Genomic DNA, 17211 nt, shown 5'->3' with positions numbered 1-17211 from the left:
GCAGTAATGAATGAGGTCTCCGCAGAAGCAACGGACACCAAGAAACTTGAAAAGATCGCGCACGAGAACAACAAGCTGCACAAGCGCTTGTGCCGCCTGGTAGGCCAGGCGATCGGCGACTTCAACATGATCGAAGACGGCGACAAGGTGATGGTCTGCCTGTCCGGCGGCAAGGACAGCTACGCCCTGCTCGACATCTTGATGACCCTGCGCGAGCGCGCGCCGATCCACTTCGACATCGTCGCGGTGAATCTCGACCAGAAGCAGCCGAACTTCCCGGCCGAGGTGCTGCCGGCCTACCTGGATAAGCTGGGCGTGCCCTACCACATCGAGAACCAGGACACCTACAGCATCGTCAAGCGCCTGATCCCGGAAGGCAAGACCACCTGCTCGCTGTGCTCGCGCCTGCGCCGCGGCATCCTGTACCGCGTTGCCGACGAACTCGGCTGCAACAAGATTGCCCTCGGCCACCACCGCGACGACATCCTCGAGACCTTCTTCCTGAACATGTTCTTCGGCGCGAAGATCAAGGGCATGCCGGCGAAACTGGTGTCGGACGACGGCAAGCACATGGTGATCCGCCCGCTGGCCTACGTGAAGGAAGCCGATACCGAGCGCTATGCCGAGGTGAAGGGTTTCCCGATCATCCCCTGCGACCTGTGCGGCTCGCAGGAAAACCTGCAGAGGAAACAGATCAAGGCCATGCTGCGCGAATGGGAAAAGAAACACCCGGGCCGCGTGGAAAACATCTTCTCGTCGCTCACGACCGTCGTACCTTCGCACCTGATGGACCGCGACCTGTTCGGTTTTACGGACCTCAAGACGGACGGCGTGCCGAATCCGAACGGCGACATCGCCTTCGACGAAGAGCCGTGCTCGACGCCGGCGACGGGCACGATTTCGTTGACCCAGCTTTGATCAAACCGGAGCGCGGGCCAGCGCACGCTGGCGCGATGCGAGCAGCGCCCCGATGAACAGCGCCAGCGCGGAATACACCAGCCCGCGCTGCAGGCCGCCGGGCCCGTCGGCGATCCAGCCGATCACCGACGGCCCGACGATCTGGCCCAGCGCGAACACCGTGGTAAAAGCGCTGATGCCGGACGACCAGGCGTGCTGGGGCAGGTTGTGGCGCACCAGGGCCGTGGTCGAGGCCACGACCGACAGGAAAATCCCGCCGAACAGCAGGCCCGAGACGAACATCAGGAGCGGTGCGGCTGTCAGGGCCGGCAGGATCGTCGCCACGCCCAGCAGGGCGTTCAGGATGGCCATCGACTGGCCGCCCTTGTAGCGGTCCAGCATGCGCGCCCAGATCCGCGACGAGGCCATTACGGCCAGGCCCAGCGCCGCATAGAACAGGGTAACGGTGGCGCCGCTCATCCCCTGCTCGCGGAGCAAAGCGATCACGAAGGTCATGTAACCGATATAGCCGACGCCGAACATCAGGTAGCCCAGCAAGCCGAAGGCGAAGTCCCGCGGCCGGAAGCCTCCCTGCCCGTTCGCGCTTGACGCGGCGCCATCGACCTGGCGCGCCGGCCCGGCCATCGCCAGCGTCGCCAGCAGGCAGAGCGCACCGAGCGCGATCCAGGCCCATTGCCAGCCATGCGCCACGTCGTGGGCATGGGCGGCGTCCAGGGCCAGGGGCACCAGCAGGGCGGAGGCAACAATCCCCAGGCCGGTGCCGCCGTAATAAATGCCGAGCAGCAGGCCGGAGCGCTCCGGGTGCAGCAGACCCAGCCGGGCCGCCAGCAGGCCCCCGGAAATGAAGATGAAGGCGCTTGCGATTCCCGCCAGCACACGCTGGCCGATCAGCAGGTCGGCATCGATCACGAAGCCGGACAGCATCATGAACAGGCCAGCGAGAATGGCCCCGCCGACCAGGGCCGCATGTGCGCCGTAGCGGCGCATCAGGGCAGGTGTCGCCAGGGCGCCCAGAAAATAGCCCAGGGCATTTCCCGTATTCATCGCGCCGGACAGGAGGTAGGACCAGCCCAGGTCGGCGCGCATGGGCGGCAGCAGCAGCGCATAGGAAAAGCGCGTCAGTCCCAGCGAAATGGCGGCCCCCAGCGCCAGGGCGCATGCAGTGAGAAACGGGCGCCGCGCGGCCAGGGAGCGCGGGCCCGGCAGTGTACCCAGTACGGCTTTCGAATGACTGTCCATTCCCGCTCCGCCGCTTACGGGAACGCGACGGAAAACAGCTGCAGGTCGCGCGTGCCGTCCGGAGGCGCGATCGCACGCTCGAAGCGCAGTCCCAGCTTGTTCAGCAGGCCGATCGACGAGGCATTCTCCGCGCGCACGGTGGCGACGATGCGCCTGAGCCCCAGTTCTTCCACCGCATGCGCCAGTACCGCGCTGGCCGCCTCGAAGGCGTAGCCCTTCCCCCAATACGCGGGCAGGAAAGCGTAGCCGATATCGACGTCGTCCAGGAAGTCGCGCTTGGCCAGGCCGGCCACGCCGATCGGGCAGCCGTTCTCCTTCAATGCGACGACATAAAAGCCGAAGCCGAGCCGGTCCACCATCGCGACCGGGCCGTCGAGGATGTAGCGGCGCGCGTCAGTCAAGGTCCTGACGCCGCGGTCGCCGATGAAGCGCAGCCAGGCATCGCCGTTCAGTAGCTCCAGCATGAACGCCGCATCGTCAAGCGTCATGTGGCGGATGAGCAGCCGCTCGGTCTGGAGGACGATTCTTGGTGCGCTGGCGGGAGGATGGGCGATCACAATGCTTCCTGGCGATGACATGGTGCGTGTAGTTTACGTCAAGCCTTAACATTGTGATACTTTTGCATCCGGGCCTTCCGAAGCCATCCTTGCCACCGCCATGAAAGACCATGATGCCCCTGCTGCCCCGCCTGTCCGCTGCCTGCGCCCTGGTGCTTGCCATGCTGGCGCCCTGCGCCGCCCTCGCTGATCCCGCCATGATCTACCTCGTGCGCCACGGAGAGAAAGAATCGATCGGCAAGGATCCGGCCTTGACCGCGCAGGGTTTGCAGCGCGCCCGTAACATCGCGACGATGCTGGGCAAGGCCGGCATCCAGTACATCTTTGCCACGCCGACCACGCGCGCGCGCCAGACCGCGCAGCCGCTGGCCGATCGTAGCGGGCTGAAGGTCGAACTCTACGATCCGCGCACGCCGCAGACGCTGGTGGCGAAGGTGAAGGGCTTGAGCGGGCCGGTGCTCGTGGTCGGGCATTCGAACACGCTGCCGGAGCTGGTGCGCCTGTTTGGCGGACAGGCCGGGGAGGAGATTACCGATAACGAGTTCGATCGGGTGTACCAGCTGATTCCGGGGGCGAATGGGAGCGTGACGACGGTGGTGTTCACGTCGCTGCCGGAGACGGGTGCAGCGCCGTGATGTGCGTCGGTGTTGGTGTTGTAGGGTGGGCACCTGTGCCCACGCGGTATGGCACGGTTGAGTAATCGAAACGTTTAGTCAGGAGATTTTTTCGGATGAGTCTGGAGACGCGCCGCGAATAACATCGGTACCATACAGCGTGGACACAGGTGTCCACCCTACGAAAAACGGCCGGGAAGTCCCGGCCGTTCTCACATGCGGTGACCCGGCTTACGGCGCCACGTTCGTGCGCAGTACCGGATACAGGTTCAGGCGTTCGTCCCAGGACGCGTGGCGGCGCGCGAAGAATTCCAGGCGGGCGTGGGCGCTCTTCGCGAAAGCCGGGTCGGTGTCGATGCGGCGCTGGAATTCGGCGGCGATCGCCGGATCGGCGGCCATCTGCTCGCGCGCCACGTCTTCGGCGACGTACTCCTCCATGTATTCCTTGGCTTCGAAGGCATTGTTGAACATGCCCCAGGCCAGCAGCGAGTCCGGCGCCTGCGGTTCCAGGATCGCCATCACCAGGCGTGCCTTCGGCTGTGCGATCGGCACGAACAGCGCGCCACGGCCGATGCTGCGCGGCTCGCTCTTCCAGCCGCCCTCGACCGTCAGGCGCTGGTGCGATTCGAAGGACTTGGCGCCGAACGTCACCTTGTCGGCGCGGAAGGTCTCGGTGTCGAAGCGGTCCAGGGCCTTGTCCAGCTTGCGGAAAGCGATGCCGTGCTGGGTCAGCTTGGCGGCCACCATCGCCGCGTGCGCGGCGGGCACGATGTAGCCGGCGCGCGGCGCCGCCACCTCGAGGTCGGCCACTACCTCGTCACGCAGCGGCACGCGCCATACCTGGGGCTTGGTCTCGTCGTAGCGCGTCATCAGGATGCCCGAGACATCCGACGGCGTACGCGTGTACGCGTAGCCGTTGAAGTCGACCATCTTCGACTTCTCGGTGGTTTTATACGTCAACGCCACCGGCGTGCCCGCGAGCTTTGCTGCACGCGCGTCGGCGGCGGCTGCTGCCTGCTGCCACTGCTTGCCGTGTTTCGCGACCTGTTCCAGCACCGAGACGAAGCTGTTGTGGGTGATGCGCACGCGGGTCGGATAGTCCTTCCACGAGTGGGTCTCGACCAGCATCGCCATGCGGTTACGCAGCGGGAAGTAGCCGGTCGAGAAGCGCGGGTCCGACACGCCGTCGACGAAACCCGACATCGGGTCGTCGGTCCTGGCGAAGGACATGTAGTAGGACTGCGGGCTCGAGCCCTGTTTGCTGATGTCGGCGATCACGTTGTCGCGCAATTGCAGGCCGGCCTTGCGGAAGTCCGGGTCGGCGGAATAGACCGGCTCGACCTGGATCGAGACGTCGTGCTGGAACTTGGCGCCGTCGGTCACGTGCAGGTCGACGTAGGTCAGCGGGTCCCAGGCGTTCACCAGCGCCAGCATGGCCTGCATCTCGGGCGCGTCGGCCTTCACGTAGTCGCGGTTCAGGTTGAAGTTCTGGGCGGTGGTGCGCCAGCCCATCTCGACCGGACCGCGCTGGTTCGGGCGGTTCCACTTCTGGAAGCGCTCGTGGCCGTCGACGTTGAAGACCGGGACGAACAGCAGCACCTGCTTGTCCAGCGCGCCCTTGGCCAGGCGGCCATCCAGCATTTCGCGCAGCGCCAGGAAGCCGGCGTCCTTGCCGTCGATCTCGCCGGCGTGGATGCCGCCCTGGATCAGCGTGACCGGCAGGCCTTTCTTCGCGGCCGCCTGCGGCGTGAAAGCGCCAGCGCGGGTGACGACCAGCGCCAGCATCGGGCGGTCTTCCGGCGTGCGGCCGAATTCGATGCATTTGACGTCCTTCGGGTACGCCTTCTGGAATTCGCCGCACAGCTTGATGACTTCGTCGTAGCGGCCGGTGGCCTGGAAGCCCGAGCGCTCGGACACGGTCGTGAGATCAGGGGCGGCATGGGACAGCGGCAAGGCGGCAAGCAGCGCAAGCAGTAACGCAGAACGAATCATCGATGAAGCTCCGGCAGTGGGAAAGAGGCAAAGCGGAAAATTATAGTCGGGTTTGCGTGCCGGCAGCCCATCAAAAAAAACGCCACCCGAAGGTGGCGTCTTTATCTATCGACCGGTCGGCGCTCAGCGCGGACGGCCGTAGATCTTCAGTTCCGACACGTGCTTGCGCACCAGGACCTTCGGCTGCGCCAGCGACATGGCCATCGACGAAGGCTGGGTCGGGCAGGCGCCGGTTTCGCGGTGCTTCAGCGCGGTGGCCAGCAGGGCTTCATTGCGGTCGCCCAGCTCGCGGGTCAGGTCGTCGGCCACGGGGCAGGTCGGCGCGAAGCCTTGTGCGTAGTCGCCCACACCCTTCGCGTTCACGCCTGCAAACTCGATCGAGAAGTAGGTCGTGCCGCAGTTCGGTACCGGGGTGAAGCCATACGGCTTGCCGCAGGTCTGGCTGCCGACGATGTCGACCTGGACGTCGACGCCACGCAGCGCGTTGATCACCGCTTCGCTCGCCGAGCAGGTGCCTTCGGTGGTCAGGATCGTCACGCGCGGCAGGCTCAGGGTCGGCAGCGCGGTGCCCGACGGGACCTTGTTCGGCGCATCGAAGCCGTAGGCGGTCGACTCGAACAGGACCGGCGCCGGCGGCTGGACCTTGCCGTTGTATTGCAGGCGCTCGAAGACCTTGCCCTTCGAATTCGGGCCCGCGACCATGTAGGCCAGTTCGGCCGCCATGTACAGCAGGCCGCCGCCGTTGTAGCGCATGTCGATCACGAGGTCGTTGACGTTCTGGCTCTTCAGCGTGCTGAAGGCATCGATCAGCTGGCGCTCGGCAACCGCGGTGTGGTTGTCGAAGGTCAGGTAACCGACGCGGCGGCCGCCGGCGATGTCGAAGGTCTTCACGTTCTTGACCGGGGTCGCTTTCACGTCCTGCGCGGTCAGGGTCACGGGCACCGCAATGCCGGCGCGGGTAACGGTGAAGCTGTGCTGCTCGCCAGCCGCGGCCGGGAACAGGCCGGCATTGATCTTGGCAACCGAAGCCTCGTCGGTGGCGTTCACGAAGTCGACGCCATCGACCATGGTCAGACGGTCGCCACGGCGCAGTCCCTGCAGCGCGGCCGGCGAGCCGGGCTCGACGGTCGTCGCATACCAGGTGCGCGGCGCGGTCGGGCCGCTGCTCGACCAGGTGACGCCATAGCCCATCTCGATGCCTTCGGTGCTCAGCTTGTCCCACTCCGCCGTGTCATACGTGAAGTGGAAACGGTCCTTCGGCACACCCGGGGCGATTTCCTGGTTGGTCTTGAGTTTCTCGAAGTAGGCCACCGGATCGGTGAAGTCGGCCATCTTGAAATCGGTCGGGATCTCGTTGTACCAGAGGTAGTACTGGTTCGACCAGGCGCGCAGGAAGGTCAGCTCGTCGCGCAGGGTACCCTGCTTGTCCGGGTAGGCCTTGCCGGTGTAGGGATCAATGCCGGTGCGCGGGGTTTCGCAGCGGTTCCAGTAAGTGGCGAAGGCATCGCCCAGGGTATTGACGTCAGGGTCCGGCGCCGCGTTCGGATCGGTCGGCGGCGTCGTCGTTGGTGGCGTCGTCGCCGGCGGCGGCGTCGTTGCAACCGGGCCGCTGCCACCACCGCCACCGCCACCACCGCCGCAGGCGGCAAGCGCGGATGCGGCCACGACGGCGGCGCAGATCAAGCGGAGCGAAGTGGTCATCTGACCCTTGGAAGTAGTTGGCGTCTTCATGGCATTCGTTAAATAAAGGACAAGTTTGTCAGGAAAGAGTATGCCAAGCTCGTCACTTTGAGAAGCCCCGCACGATTGCATTTATTAAATTTTTTTTTGATAAGTTTTCTTCTGTGGGCGAAAAAAAGCGCCGGGCCGGCGCAAAGCCAGTCCCGGCGCGGGAGATACCGCACAAAGGGTCTTCAGGCGGCGCGCGTGACGCCTCCCGGGGTGTGGAAAGCAGACAACAGGTTCGCCTCTTTTTCCTTCGCCGCCTTCAGGTGGCGCGCCTTCACGTGACCGTAACCGCGGATGTCTTCCGGGATGCTGGCGATCGCCACCGCCTGCGCCAGGTTCTCGTCCGTGAGCTTCGGCAGCAGGCCGGCCACCGTGTCGCGGTACTGCTGGATCAGCGCACGCTCGATCTTGCGCTCCTCGGTATAGCCGAACACGTCGAACGGAGTGCCGCGCAGGCCCTTCAGCCTGGCCAGCACGCCGAAGGCTTTCAGCATCCACGGACCGTATTCCTGCTTGAGCGCGCGGCCTTCCTTGTCGTGCTTGGCCAGGAGCGGCGGCGCCAGGTGGAATTTCAGCTTGATGTCGCCTTCGAACATGTTGGCAATCTTCTCGCGGAAGGCCGGATCCGTATGCAGGCGCGCGACCTCGTACTCGTCCTTGTAGGCCATCAGCTTGTAGTAGTAACGCGCGACGGCTTCCGTCAGGCGCGTACCCTTGCCCAGCTTGGATTCCTCGGCGCGCACCTGGTCGACGAAGCGCTTGTACTGCGCGGCGTAGTCGGCGTTCTGATAGGCGGTGAGCAGCTCGACACGGCGGTTGATCAACTCGTCGAGCGTCTGGGTGCGCTTGAACTCGACTACCTTGGCGGGCGTGGCCAGCTTCGTCACCGACGCCAGGTCGTGCGCGGCGGTGCGGCCCCAGTTGAAGGCCGCCTTGTTGAACGGAACCGAGACGCCATTGAGTTCGATCGCCTTCATCAGTGACGCCTCAAGCAAAGGCACATGGCCTTTCTGGAAGGCGTAGCCGAGCATGAACATGTTGGTGGCAATCGCGTCGCCCATCAGGGCGGTGGCGATGCGGCCGGCATCGATGAAATCGACCTTGCCCTCGCCGCAGGCCTGCACGATGGCGCCGCGCGAACCTTCGGCCGGGAATTGCCAGTCCGGGTTTTTCACGAAGGCCGCCGTAGTGGCGCCGGTGCCGTTCACCGCGGCCCAGGTGCGTCCTTCGCCCATGCGGCTCAAGGCGTCGCGGCTGGCGGTGACGATCTGGTCGCAACCGATCACGAGATCCGCGCTGCCGGTGCCGACACGGGTCGAGTGCAGGTCCGATTGGTGCTGGGCCAGGCGCACGTGCGACATCACCGGGCCGCCCTTCTGGGCCAGGCCGGACTGGTCGAGCACGATCGCACCCTTGCCTTCGACGTGGGCCGCCATCGCCAGGATCTGGCCAACGGTGACGACGCCGGTACCGCCGATGCCGGCCACCAGGATGCCGAAGGGCGCATCGATCGCCGGAATCGCGGGCGCCGGCAGGCTCGGGGGAACGTTCTCCGTGCTCGCCGCTTTCTTCGGCTTCTTCAAACCGCCGCCCTCCACCGTGACGAAGCTCGGGCAGAAGCCGGAGACGCACGAGAAATCCTTGTTGCACGAGGACTGGTTGATCTGGCGCTTGCGGCCCAGTTCCGTTTCCAGCGGCTCGACCGACAGGCAGTTCGACTGCACCGAGCAGTCGCCGCAGCCTTCGCAGACTGCTTCGTTGATGACGGCGCGTTTCGCCGGGTCGGGGAACTCGCCCTTTTTCCGACGGCGGCGCTTCTCGGAGGCGCAGGTCTGGTCGTAGATCACGGCCGACACGCCCGGCATTTCGCGCAGCTCTTTTTGCACGTCCATCAGCTCGGAGCGGTGACGCACGGTGACGCCTTCGGCCCATGCGTAGTCGCTCGGATATTTATCCGGTTCGTCGGTGACGACGATGATGGGTTTCACGCCTTCGGCGGCGATCTGGCGCGTGATCATGCCCGGATCGAGCGGACCGTCGACGTTCTGGCCGCCGGTCATGGCGACCGCGTCGTTGTAGAGGATTTTATAGGTGATGTTCACCTTGGCGGCCACCGCCGCGCGGATCGCCAGGATGCCCGAGTGGAAGTAGGTACCGTCGCCCAGGTTCACGAACACGTGCTTTTCGTTCGTGAACGGCGCCTGGCCGATCCAGGTCGTGCCCTCGGCGCCCATGTGGGTGAAGGTCGAGGTCTCGCGGTCCATCCACAGCACCATGTAATGGCAGCCGATGCCGGCCATCGCACGCGAGCCTTCCGGCACCTTGGTCGAGCTGTTGTGCGGGCAGCCCGAGCAGAAATAGGGGATGCGGTCGGTTTCCGGATTGCCCTTGGCCGGGATGTTCTTGAGCACCAGCTCTTTCGCTTCGAGGAAGGCGATGCGTTCCCGTATTTTCTCAATGATGCGCTGATCGACCGAAGGACCAGAGCAGTAGTGCGAGATGCGCGAAGCGATCGCGCGCGCGATCTGGGCCGGGTTCAGCTCGTAGGTGGCCGGCAGCAGCCAGTCGCCGTGGCCGGTGCGGTTCTTGTTGTGCCACTCGCCGGTGTCGTCGAACTTGCCGACCACGCGCGGACGTTCCGCGTCCGGCAGGTTGTAGAGTTCTTCCTTCAGCGCGTATTCCATCACCTGGCGCTTTTCTTCCACGACGAGGATCTCGTCCAGGCCGCGCGCGAATTCGTGCACGCCTTCGGACTCGAGCGGCCAGGTCATGCCGACCTTGTACAGGCGCAGGCCGATGTCGCGCGCCGCCTGCTCGTCGATGCCGAGGTCGGCCAGCGCCTGGCGCGTGTCGACATAGCTCTTGCCGGCGGTGATGATGCCGATCTTTGGCTGCGGGCTGTCCCAGATGATCTTGTTGAGTTTATTGGCACGGGCATAGGCCAGCGCGGCGTACCACTTGTAGTTGCTCATCCGCACTTCCTGGTCCAGCACGGCGTCCGGCCAGCGGATGTTCAGGCCGCCCTCGGGCAGCTCGAAGTCGGTCGGGGTCACGATCTGCACGCGGTCCGGGTCGAGGTCGACCACGGCGCCGGACTCGATGATGTCGGTGACGCACTTCATCGACACCCACAGGCCGGTATAGCGGCTCATGGCCCAGGCGTGCAGGCCGAAGTCGATGTATTCCTGCACCGACGACGGGTACAGGACCGGGATGCCGCAGTGGGTCAGGATGTGGTCGGACTGGTGTGCGGTGGACGAGGATTTCGCCGCATGGTCGTCGCCCGCCAGCACCAGCACGCCGCCGTGTTTCGCGGAGCCGGCATTATTGCCGTGTTTAAAAACGTCGCCGCAGCGGTCCACGCCCGGGCCCTTGCCGTACCACATGGCAAACACGCCGTCGTACTTCGCATCCTTGTACAGGTTCGTCTGCTGGGTGCCCCAGACCGCGGTCGCCGCCAGGTCCTCGTTCATGCCCGGGTGGAATTTGACGTGGTGGGCCTCGAGGTGCTTCCTCGCCTTCATCGCGGTCTGGTCGACGGCAGTGACGGGCGAACCCCGGTAACCGGTGATGTAGCCGGCGGTGTTCAGGCCGGCTTTCAGGTCGCGCTCGCGCTGCAGCATCGGCAGGCGGATCAGCGCCTGGGTGCCGGTCATGAAGGCGCGGCCACGTTCGAGCGTCCATTTGTCGTCGAGCGTGATCTCGTGCTCCGGCTGCGATGGTTGCAGTTGGGAACGGTCCAAGGGTGCGTTCATTGTCGTCTCCGTTGTGTTGAGCCGGACGCAAGACAGCGGACAGCCCAGCCCTTGTGAGGCGGCGTTTCCGCACTATCTATACAGATATTTCTTGTCGTCCCAGGGTGTTGGCGCCTTGTTTTTATTGATTACGCCGCGACGGAGATGTCTCCTCCGTGATTTGCGACAGTATAGTCTTGTGCACCCGGCATTAAATACCAATCAATTCCCCACACCGAGGCAATTGCGCAATAAAATTGCGGCCTCAAACCGTAGTAAGGAAATTTATGTCAAAGATTGAGCTGGATAAAACCGACCGCAAAATCCTGGAAATCCTGCAGGCCGACGGGCGCCTGTCGAACCAGGACGTGGCCGAGCGGGTGAATCTCTCGCCTTCGCCCTGCCTGCGCCGCATCAAGCGGCTGGAGGAAGCCGGCGTGATCCGCCAGTACGTGGCCCTGGTCGACCCCGACAAGATCGGGCTGGGCCTGCTGGCCTATGTGAACGTGCGTCTGGAAAAGCACAGCGAAGGCCCGGCCAACTCGCGCGTGCCGGCGACTTCCCCGCGCTTCGAGTTCGCGCAGGCGGTGGCGGGCTGGCCGGAAGTGGTGGCCTGCTATGCGATGACGGGGGAGATGGATTTCCTCCTGCGCGTGCACGTGGAAGACATGGATCACTTCTCGCGCTTCATGATGGCCACGCTGCTGCGCCATCCTTCCGTGCTGGACGTGAAGTCGAGCTTTGCACTGCAGCGGATCAAGGAGACCACGGCGCTGCCGATCGAGGCGCCGGCGGCGCGGTAGTCTTGGGTTTTGTAGGGTGGACACGTCATTGAAGCCCCCAGCTTCAATGACTCCACGCGGTAGAGCGCGTGATTTGCCGAAAAGCGTGGCGAAGCAGCATCTCCGTTGTCTTGCCGGGATACCTTTCGATGTGCACCTGTTGTACCGCGTGGACACAGGTGTCCACCCTACGAAACCCGATCCGGCGCGACCTTATTTTGCCCGCTTGCGCGGCGTAAACCACTTCACCGCCGCGCGCGCATTCGCCTTCACCGTGTAGTCGATCACGGCAAACTGTTCTTCCAGCGCTTCGCGCATCACGCTGCCCGGGCTTGGCGGCGGCAGGTGCAGGTAGGCGTCGGCTTCCCCGTATTCGCGCTTGATCTCCATCCCGGCCTTTTTGGCGATGTGCATCATGGTCCGGTTGGTCGACAGGCACTGCATGTACAGGGTGTCGATGTCGGAATTGCGGCAGTGGATGGCCGCGCGCTGGAACAGGCGGGTGCCGACACCCTGCCCGCGCGCCGACTTCGAGACCGAAACGCCGAACTCGGCCACTCTTTCCTTGGTCGTGTTGGCCGCGCGCCCCGGCTCGGCGGGAGCGAAGGCCAGGTGGCCGACGCCGACCAGCTGGAACACATGGCTGAACACGCCGAACACGATGTCGCGCGAAAAATCGATCTTGTTCACGTAGGCGTGGACCTGCTCGTCCGGCAGCACGGTGCCGAAGCGCAGCAGGCGGTCGCCGTCGTCGAGCGCCAGGAAGTGCTTGAGCATGCGGCGGCGGTCGCGCTTGCCCAGTTCCTTGACCAGCACTGCCGGGCGGTCGGTCTTCCCGGCCAGGCTGGCAAGCCAGTGGGTTAGCGGATTGTCGCGCATACGGATTCGGGCTCGCTGTTCGTTTTTGTGCACTGCACCATGGGTATATTGTAGCGGATCGCGCGCGCTGGCTGCCGGGGCTGCTCTCCCGTGCGCGGCCGGCTGTGGTGGATACGCCTCAGGCCGGATCGTCCTGGGCGCGCGGCGCCGTGCCGGCCGGCACGGCACCAGGCACCTCCGTCCCCGGACTGCCCCACTGCGCGTTCGGACTGATGATGAAGGTGCCCTTGCCGGCCTGCTTGGCGGCATACATCGCCTTGTCGGCGTCGGCCAGCAAGGCGGCCGCGCCCCATTCGGCGCCGGCGCGGCCGCGCGCGCTGGCGATGCCGATGCTGGCCGAGATCGTCACCGGATTGCCGTCCGCTTCCACGATGCCTTCGATCTGTTCGAGGACCAGCCTGGCCACGCGCAGCGCCCCTTCCGGCGCGCCCACGCCTTCGAGCATGACGACGAATTCGTCGCCGCCCAGGCGCGCCAGCACGTCCTCGGCGCGCAGTACCTTCTGCACGCGGCGCGCGACCAGTTGCAGCACCAGGTCGCCGGTGGCATGGCCCCAGGTGTCGTTCACGCCCTTGAAGCCGTCCAGGTCGATGAACATGGCGGCGACCACGCTGTCGCGGCGCGCCGCGCGCACCAGCGCCAGCTCCAGCAGGCGGGTCAGCTGGCCGTAGTTGACCAGCCCGGTCAGGCTGTCGTGCTGGGCCAGGCGCGCCAGCTTCTTCGACTGCTCTTCCAGTTCGGCGGTGCGCTCGGCCACGCGCTGCTCGAGCGTGTCGTTGGCCGCCTGCAGGCGGTGGTTGACGTCGTTGATGATGCGGTAGCTGCGGCGCAGGCGCCAGCCGGCATAGGCCAGCAGCGCCAGCAGCAGGATCGAGTAGGCGAACAGGAAGCCGCGGTAGCGCTGGCGCTCGAGGACCTCGGCCTGGAAGGAGCGGTCGAACTCGCGGCCCAGGCGCGCCATCATTTCTCCCGTGCCGAGCGCGGCGATCTGGGTCTCGACCTCGTTCTCGCGCGGGCGGTTGGCCAGGATGATGCGGGTATCGCGCGCCAGCGCGTCGATCTGATCGACCACGGCCTGCGAGAAGCGCGATTTCTGGTCTTCGATCTGGGCCAGGTTGCTCTCGATACGGCGTGCCAGCGCCGGCGCCGGGGCGAGATTGTAGCGCAGCGTATCGGCCAACAAGTCGTTCAGCAAGGCATCCAGGCGCACCACCACGCGCCCCGGCGCCAGCGCCCCTTCGATGCCGCCCAGCTCGGTCTTGAGGTCGGCCAGCGCCGGCGGCAGCGACTGCAGCGCCGCGCGCAGCGGAGGATTCAGGGTACGGAACTCGGCGACCAGCTCGGTCTTCATGCGCAGTGCGCCGGCCAGCTCGGTATGCGCTTGGCGCGCGCCGCGCTCGCGCGTCATCGGCAGTGCGGCCTCCAGCCTGTCCATCAGCTGGCGCATCTGGGTGACGGGCGCCGCCAGGCGCGCATCGGCCGTGCCGTTGCCGATGTGGGCACGCAGCAGGTTCGCGTCCCATTCGGCGTCGAGCTGCTGCAGCTCGTGCAGGTCGAACATCACCCGGTTCTGGTTATCGACATCGACCCCGGTGGTGCGCGTATACAGGACCGCCAGCAAGGCAATCAGGAGCAGCGCCGCAGCGCCGACATACTGCAGCCGCCGCCGCGGGTGCAAGGCTTCGATACGACGCATCCATCCCGCAAACACGCTGTCCGACCAACGTAACAATCTACTCATAGTTGCAGGAGCATATCAAAACGGCGGCTGCGATCGCGCACGTGGTATTTACGACAACGACTGGACTAGGCCGGCGCCCGCGGCTGCGCCATCCAGCGCTGGACAGCGCCAACCCGGGCGGCGTGCACCGCCTCCGGTATCTTCGCCTTGTCCTCGGCAAAGCGGGCCGCGACTTCGCCCGCGTTGACGGCACGCGCCGCCGCCAGGGCGCCCAGCAGATAAGGGCCCTGGGGATAGGCGCGGCTGCGCATCTCGTGGGTTGCATGGCCGCGGCCGCGCGCATCGCACTCGGCCGCCAGCAGCATGTCGGCGAAACGCTCGGGCTTGCGAAAGGCGTCGCAGCGCTCGAACAGGGTGACGATGGTGGCGGCGCGCAGGATCTCGGCGCGGCTGACGTTGCCATGTTCGCGCGCCGTCATGATGGCCAGGTCGCGGCAGTCGTTCGGCACCTTCAGGCGCTTGCACAGATTGGCGATGAGCTTCACGCCCATGCCTTCGTGGCCATGGTGCGACGGCCATTTGTCTTCCGGCGTGATGCCCTTGCCGAGGTCGTGCATCAGCGCGGCGAAGCGCACCGCCAGCGTGTGATTGCGTTCGGCGGCATAGTCGATCACCAGCATCATGTGGACACCGGTGTCCACTTCCGGATGGTGCAGCGGTGGCTGGGGCACGCCCCACAAGGCGTCGAGCTCGGGCATGATGCGCGCCAGTGCCCCGCAGTCGCGCAGCACGGCGAACATGCGCGAGGGACGGCGTTCCATCAGGCCGCGCGAGAGTTCCTGCCAGACGCGCTCGGGCACCAACGCGTCGACCTCGCCGGCCTCGACCATCTTGCGCATCAGCGCATTCGTGTCCTCGGCCACGCGGAACTCGGCAAAGCGCGCGGCAAAGCGCGCCACGCGCAGGATGCGTACCGGGTCCTCGGCGAAGGCCTCGGACACGTGGCGGAACAGGCGCGCTTCCAGGTCGCGCCTGCCGCCGTAGGGATCGACGATGCTGCCGTCGTCGGCGCGCGCCATCGCATTGATGGTCAAATCCCGCCGCACCAGGTCGTCTTCCAGGGTGACGTCGGGCGCGGTATGGAACACGAAGCCGTGGTAGCCGGGCGCGGTCTTGCGCTCGGTGCGCGCCAGCGCGTATTCCTCCTGCGTCTCGGGATGCAGGAAAACGGGGAAATCCTTGCCGACCGCGCGGAAGCCCGCGGCGACCATCTCGTCCGGGGTGGCGCCGACCACGACGTGGTCGCGGTCCTGCACCGGCAGGCCGAGCAGCTCGTCGCGCACGGCGCCGCCGACAACATAGGTCTTCATGCTCATCGCCAGTATCAACCCTGCGGCAGGTCCGCGTCGTGCAAGGGGGTCGGGTCGGTTTCGCGCATCGCTTCCTGCACCCAGCGCGCCACCGCCGGATGGGCCAGCACACGGTCGCAATAGGCCTGCAGCGCCGGCGCCAGCGCCACGCCATAGGTCTTGAAGCGGGTGACCACCGGCGCGTAGAAGGCGTCGGCAATGGAAAAATCGCCGAACAGGAATTCGCGGTGGCCGAAGCGCGCCAGGCACTCTTCCCAGATCTCGCAGATGCGGCCGATGTCGGCCTGGGCGCCCGGCGTGCGGCCGCGGCCCGGCAGGCTGGCCTGGATATTCATCGACATGTCGTTGCGCAGCGCCTGGAAGCCCGAGTGCATCTCGGCCACGATGGAGCGCGCCAGCGCGCGCGCGGCCACGTCCTGCGGCCACATGTGCTTGTCGGGGAACTGCTCGGCCAGGTATTCGCAGATGGCGAGGCTGTCCCAGATCGTCATCTCGCCGGCCAGCAGCACCGGCACCCGGCCCGCGTGCGAGTAGCGCGCGATGTTGGCGGCGGTATCGGGCTGGTCGAGCAGCAGGCGCACTTCGGTGAACGGGATGTTGAACGCGACCGCCGCCACCCAGGGCCGCATCGACCACGAGGAGATGTTCTTGTTGCCGATGACGAGGGTAAGGCCGGGCTTGCGTGCCTGCTCTAGGGTATTCGAGAGGGTCGGGTCGAGTTCCGTGGTCTGCATAAGCTTCCTGTCGAGGGGTTAGCGGCCGGCGCGGGCGCGCAGGCGGTCGAGCGGCTCGTCGGGCGCCAGGTAGTGCGGCGCCACCGCTTCGAGCGCAGTGAGCTTGATTCCCAGCGAGGCGGCTGTCAAGTCCTGGATGGCCGGGTCGATCACGTTATCGACCTTCATCGAGTCGAGGTTGTCGCGGGTGATGATGGGCTCGCCCGGCAGCGACTCGAACAGGCGCGCCTGCAGCCGGGCCAGGCGCGGCGGCAGTTCGACGATGGGCCGCTCGCAGCCGGCGTAGCGTCCGGCCAGGCGCACCAGTTCGGCCAGGGTGTAGACGTTGGGCCCGCCGAGCTGGTAGACCTGGTGGCGCGATGCCGGGTTGTGCAAGGCATTGACGAAGGCCTGGGCGACGTCGCCGACATACACCGGCTGGAACACCGCCGAGGCGCAGGCCAGCGGGATGACGGGAAAGCGCCGCTGCAAACGCGCGAACACGGTGAGGAAATGGTCGCCCGGGCCGAACACGACCGAGGGCCGGAAGATCGTCGCCGCCACCTCGGGCCGGCTGCGCGCGGCCAGTTCGCCGTCGGCCTTCGAGCGCTGGTACATCGACGGCCCCTCGATGTCCGCGCCGAGCGCGCTCATGTGCAGGTAGCGCTCGACGTCCATGACGGCGCAGGCCTCGACGATGCGGCGCGGCAGGTCGACATGGGCGCGCCGGAACTCCGGACCGTAGGGCTGGGCGCGGCTGCCGTGCAGGATGCCGACCAGGTTGATCGCCGCCGTATGGCCTTTCAACAAGGTGCGCAGGGTGGCGTCATCGTGAATGTCGGCCTCGACCACGTCGACCCCGGGCAGGGTCGTCAGGTGGCGCACGCGCGCCGCGTGGCGCGTCGGCACCAGCGCCGGAATGCTTTCCTGGGCCAGCAGCGCCAGCAAATGACTGCCGATGAAACCGGAACCGCCAAATACCACCACCGACAGGTCGCGCATGG

At 65.9% G+C, this 17211-nt stretch carries 13 protein-coding genes; 3 read left to right on the top strand and 10 right to left on the bottom strand.

From position 1 onward, the window contains the following. Positions 1-6: 6 nt before the first annotated feature. A complete protein-coding gene (gene ttcA / locus ACSUZJ_RS02400) occupies positions 7-918 on the top strand; it encodes a tRNA 2-thiocytidine(32) synthetase TtcA (RefSeq protein ID WP_499412975.1) in 912 nt (303 codons plus the stop codon). Here the strand turns inward: ttcA and ACSUZJ_RS02395 are convergent, their stop codons facing one another. Both ACSUZJ_RS02395 and ACSUZJ_RS02390 read right to left on the bottom strand, forming a co-directional pair. Continuing rightward, positions 919-2157 (bottom strand): YbfB/YjiJ family MFS transporter, encoded by a 1239-nt coding sequence (locus ACSUZJ_RS02395; RefSeq protein ID WP_499412974.1) that lies wholly within the window; start codon positions 2155-2157, stop codon positions 919-921. A 14-nt stretch (positions 2158-2171) separates the two neighbouring features. Then, positions 2172-2714 carry a GNAT family N-acetyltransferase gene (locus tag ACSUZJ_RS02390; protein WP_499412972.1) on the bottom strand — a complete coding sequence of 181 codons (543 nt, stop codon included), beginning with the start codon at positions 2712-2714 and terminating at the stop codon, positions 2172-2174. Between the two features lie 110 nt (positions 2715-2824). Between ACSUZJ_RS02390 and ACSUZJ_RS02385 the strand changes: the two genes are divergently transcribed. Further along, positions 2825-3349 carry a SixA phosphatase family protein gene (locus ACSUZJ_RS02385; RefSeq protein ID WP_499412971.1) on the top strand — a complete coding sequence of 175 codons (525 nt, stop codon included), beginning with the start codon at positions 2825-2827 and terminating at the stop codon, positions 3347-3349. 210 nt (positions 3350-3559) lie between these two features. Here ACSUZJ_RS02385 and ACSUZJ_RS02380 read toward each other — a convergent pair whose 3' ends face one another. The 3 genes from ACSUZJ_RS02380 to ACSUZJ_RS02370 all read right to left on the bottom strand — a co-directional run bounded on the left by ACSUZJ_RS02380 (position 3560) and on the right by ACSUZJ_RS02370 (position 10803). Then, a complete protein-coding gene (locus ACSUZJ_RS02380; RefSeq protein ID WP_499412970.1) occupies positions 3560-5320 on the bottom strand; it encodes a M14 family metallopeptidase in 1761 nt (586 codons plus the stop codon). Between the two features lie 123 nt (positions 5321-5443). Then, a complete protein-coding gene (locus ACSUZJ_RS02375) occupies positions 5444-7021 on the bottom strand; it encodes a S41 family peptidase (RefSeq protein ID WP_499412969.1) in 1578 nt (525 codons plus the stop codon). A gap of 212 nt (positions 7022-7233) precedes the next feature. Next, the gene (locus ACSUZJ_RS02370; protein ID WP_499412967.1) at positions 7234-10803 is read right to left on the bottom strand and encodes an indolepyruvate ferredoxin oxidoreductase family protein; all 3570 of its coding nucleotides are present in this window, start codon (positions 10801-10803) and stop codon (positions 7234-7236) included. A gap of 266 nt (positions 10804-11069) precedes the next feature. On the opposite strand from ACSUZJ_RS02370, the gene ACSUZJ_RS02365 reads away from it, so the two are divergent. Continuing rightward, positions 11070-11585: an Lrp/AsnC family transcriptional regulator gene (locus ACSUZJ_RS02365; RefSeq protein WP_499412966.1), complete on the top strand. Its 516-nt coding sequence runs from the start codon at positions 11070-11072 to the stop codon at positions 11583-11585. A 192-nt stretch (positions 11586-11777) separates the two neighbouring features. Here ACSUZJ_RS02365 and ACSUZJ_RS02360 read toward each other — a convergent pair whose 3' ends face one another. The 5 genes from ACSUZJ_RS02360 to ACSUZJ_RS02340 form a co-directional block, all read right to left on the bottom strand. Continuing rightward, complete coding sequence (locus ACSUZJ_RS02360) at positions 11778-12443, bottom strand: GNAT family N-acetyltransferase (protein ID WP_499412965.1); 666 nt, start codon at positions 12441-12443, stop codon at positions 11778-11780. Positions 12444-12561: 118 nt separating this feature from the next. Continuing rightward, positions 12562-14139, bottom strand: a complete 1578-nt coding sequence (locus ACSUZJ_RS02355; RefSeq protein ID WP_499412964.1) for a DAHL domain-containing protein — start codon at positions 14137-14139, stop codon at positions 12562-12564. A gap of 110 nt (positions 14140-14249) precedes the next feature. After that, the gene (locus ACSUZJ_RS02350) at positions 14250-15494 is read right to left on the bottom strand and encodes a multifunctional CCA addition/repair protein (RefSeq protein WP_499412962.1); all 1245 of its coding nucleotides are present in this window, start codon (positions 15492-15494) and stop codon (positions 14250-14252) included. 14 nt (positions 15495-15508) lie between these two features. After that, positions 15509-16228: a glutathione S-transferase family protein gene (locus tag ACSUZJ_RS02345; RefSeq protein ID WP_499412961.1), complete on the bottom strand. Its 720-nt coding sequence runs from the start codon at positions 16226-16228 to the stop codon at positions 15509-15511. Between the two features lie 18 nt (positions 16229-16246). Next, entirely contained in the window at positions 16247-17209 is a 963-nt protein-coding gene (locus tag ACSUZJ_RS02340; RefSeq protein WP_499412960.1) for a complex I NDUFA9 subunit family protein, read from the bottom strand. Positions 17210-17211: the final 2 nt, after the last annotated feature.

The sequence above is a fragment of the Telluria sp. B2 genome (genome assembly GCF_051789535.1).
Lineage (GTDB): Bacteria > Pseudomonadota > Gammaproteobacteria > Burkholderiales > Burkholderiaceae_D > Telluria.
The sequence above is the reverse complement of the archived record's forward strand: the minus strand, read 5'-3'. Positions and strand labels throughout refer to the sequence as shown.

Excerpts from the sequence above, each read along its gene's own strand:
- ttcA (WP_499412975.1), top strand. The coding sequence starts at position 7 with ATGAATGAGGTCTCCGCAGAAGCAACGGACACCAAGAAACTTGAAAAG.
- ACSUZJ_RS02395 (WP_499412974.1), bottom strand. The coding sequence starts at position 2,157 with ATGGACAGTCATTCGAAAGCCGTACTGGGTACACTGCCGGGCCCGCGC.
- ACSUZJ_RS02385 (WP_499412971.1), top strand. The coding sequence starts at position 2,825 with ATGATGCCCCTGCTGCCCCGCCTGTCCGCTGCCTGCGCCCTGGTGCTT.
- ACSUZJ_RS02380 (WP_499412970.1), bottom strand. The coding sequence starts at position 5,320 with ATGATTCGTTCTGCGTTACTGCTTGCGCTGCTTGCCGCCTTGCCGCTG.
- ACSUZJ_RS02375 (WP_499412969.1), bottom strand. The coding sequence starts at position 7,021 with ATGACCACTTCGCTCCGCTTGATCTGCGCCGCCGTCGTGGCCGCATCC.
- ACSUZJ_RS02370 (WP_499412967.1), bottom strand. The coding sequence starts at position 10,803 with ATGAACGCACCCTTGGACCGTTCCCAACTGCAACCATCGCAGCCGGAG.
- ACSUZJ_RS02365 (WP_499412966.1), top strand. The coding sequence starts at position 11,070 with ATGTCAAAGATTGAGCTGGATAAAACCGACCGCAAAATCCTGGAAATC.
- ACSUZJ_RS02360 (WP_499412965.1), bottom strand. The coding sequence starts at position 12,443 with ATGCGCGACAATCCGCTAACCCACTGGCTTGCCAGCCTGGCCGGGAAG.
- ACSUZJ_RS02355 (WP_499412964.1), bottom strand. The coding sequence starts at position 14,139 with ATGCGTCGTATCGAAGCCTTGCACCCGCGGCGGCGGCTGCAGTATGTC.
- ACSUZJ_RS02350 (WP_499412962.1), bottom strand. The coding sequence starts at position 15,494 with ATGAAGACCTATGTTGTCGGCGGCGCCGTGCGCGACGAGCTGCTCGGC.
- ACSUZJ_RS02345 (WP_499412961.1), bottom strand. The coding sequence starts at position 16,228 with ATGCAGACCACGGAACTCGACCCGACCCTCTCGAATACCCTAGAGCAG.
- ACSUZJ_RS02340 (WP_499412960.1), bottom strand. The coding sequence starts at position 17,209 with ATGCGCGACCTGTCGGTGGTGGTATTTGGCGGTTCCGGTTTCATCGGC.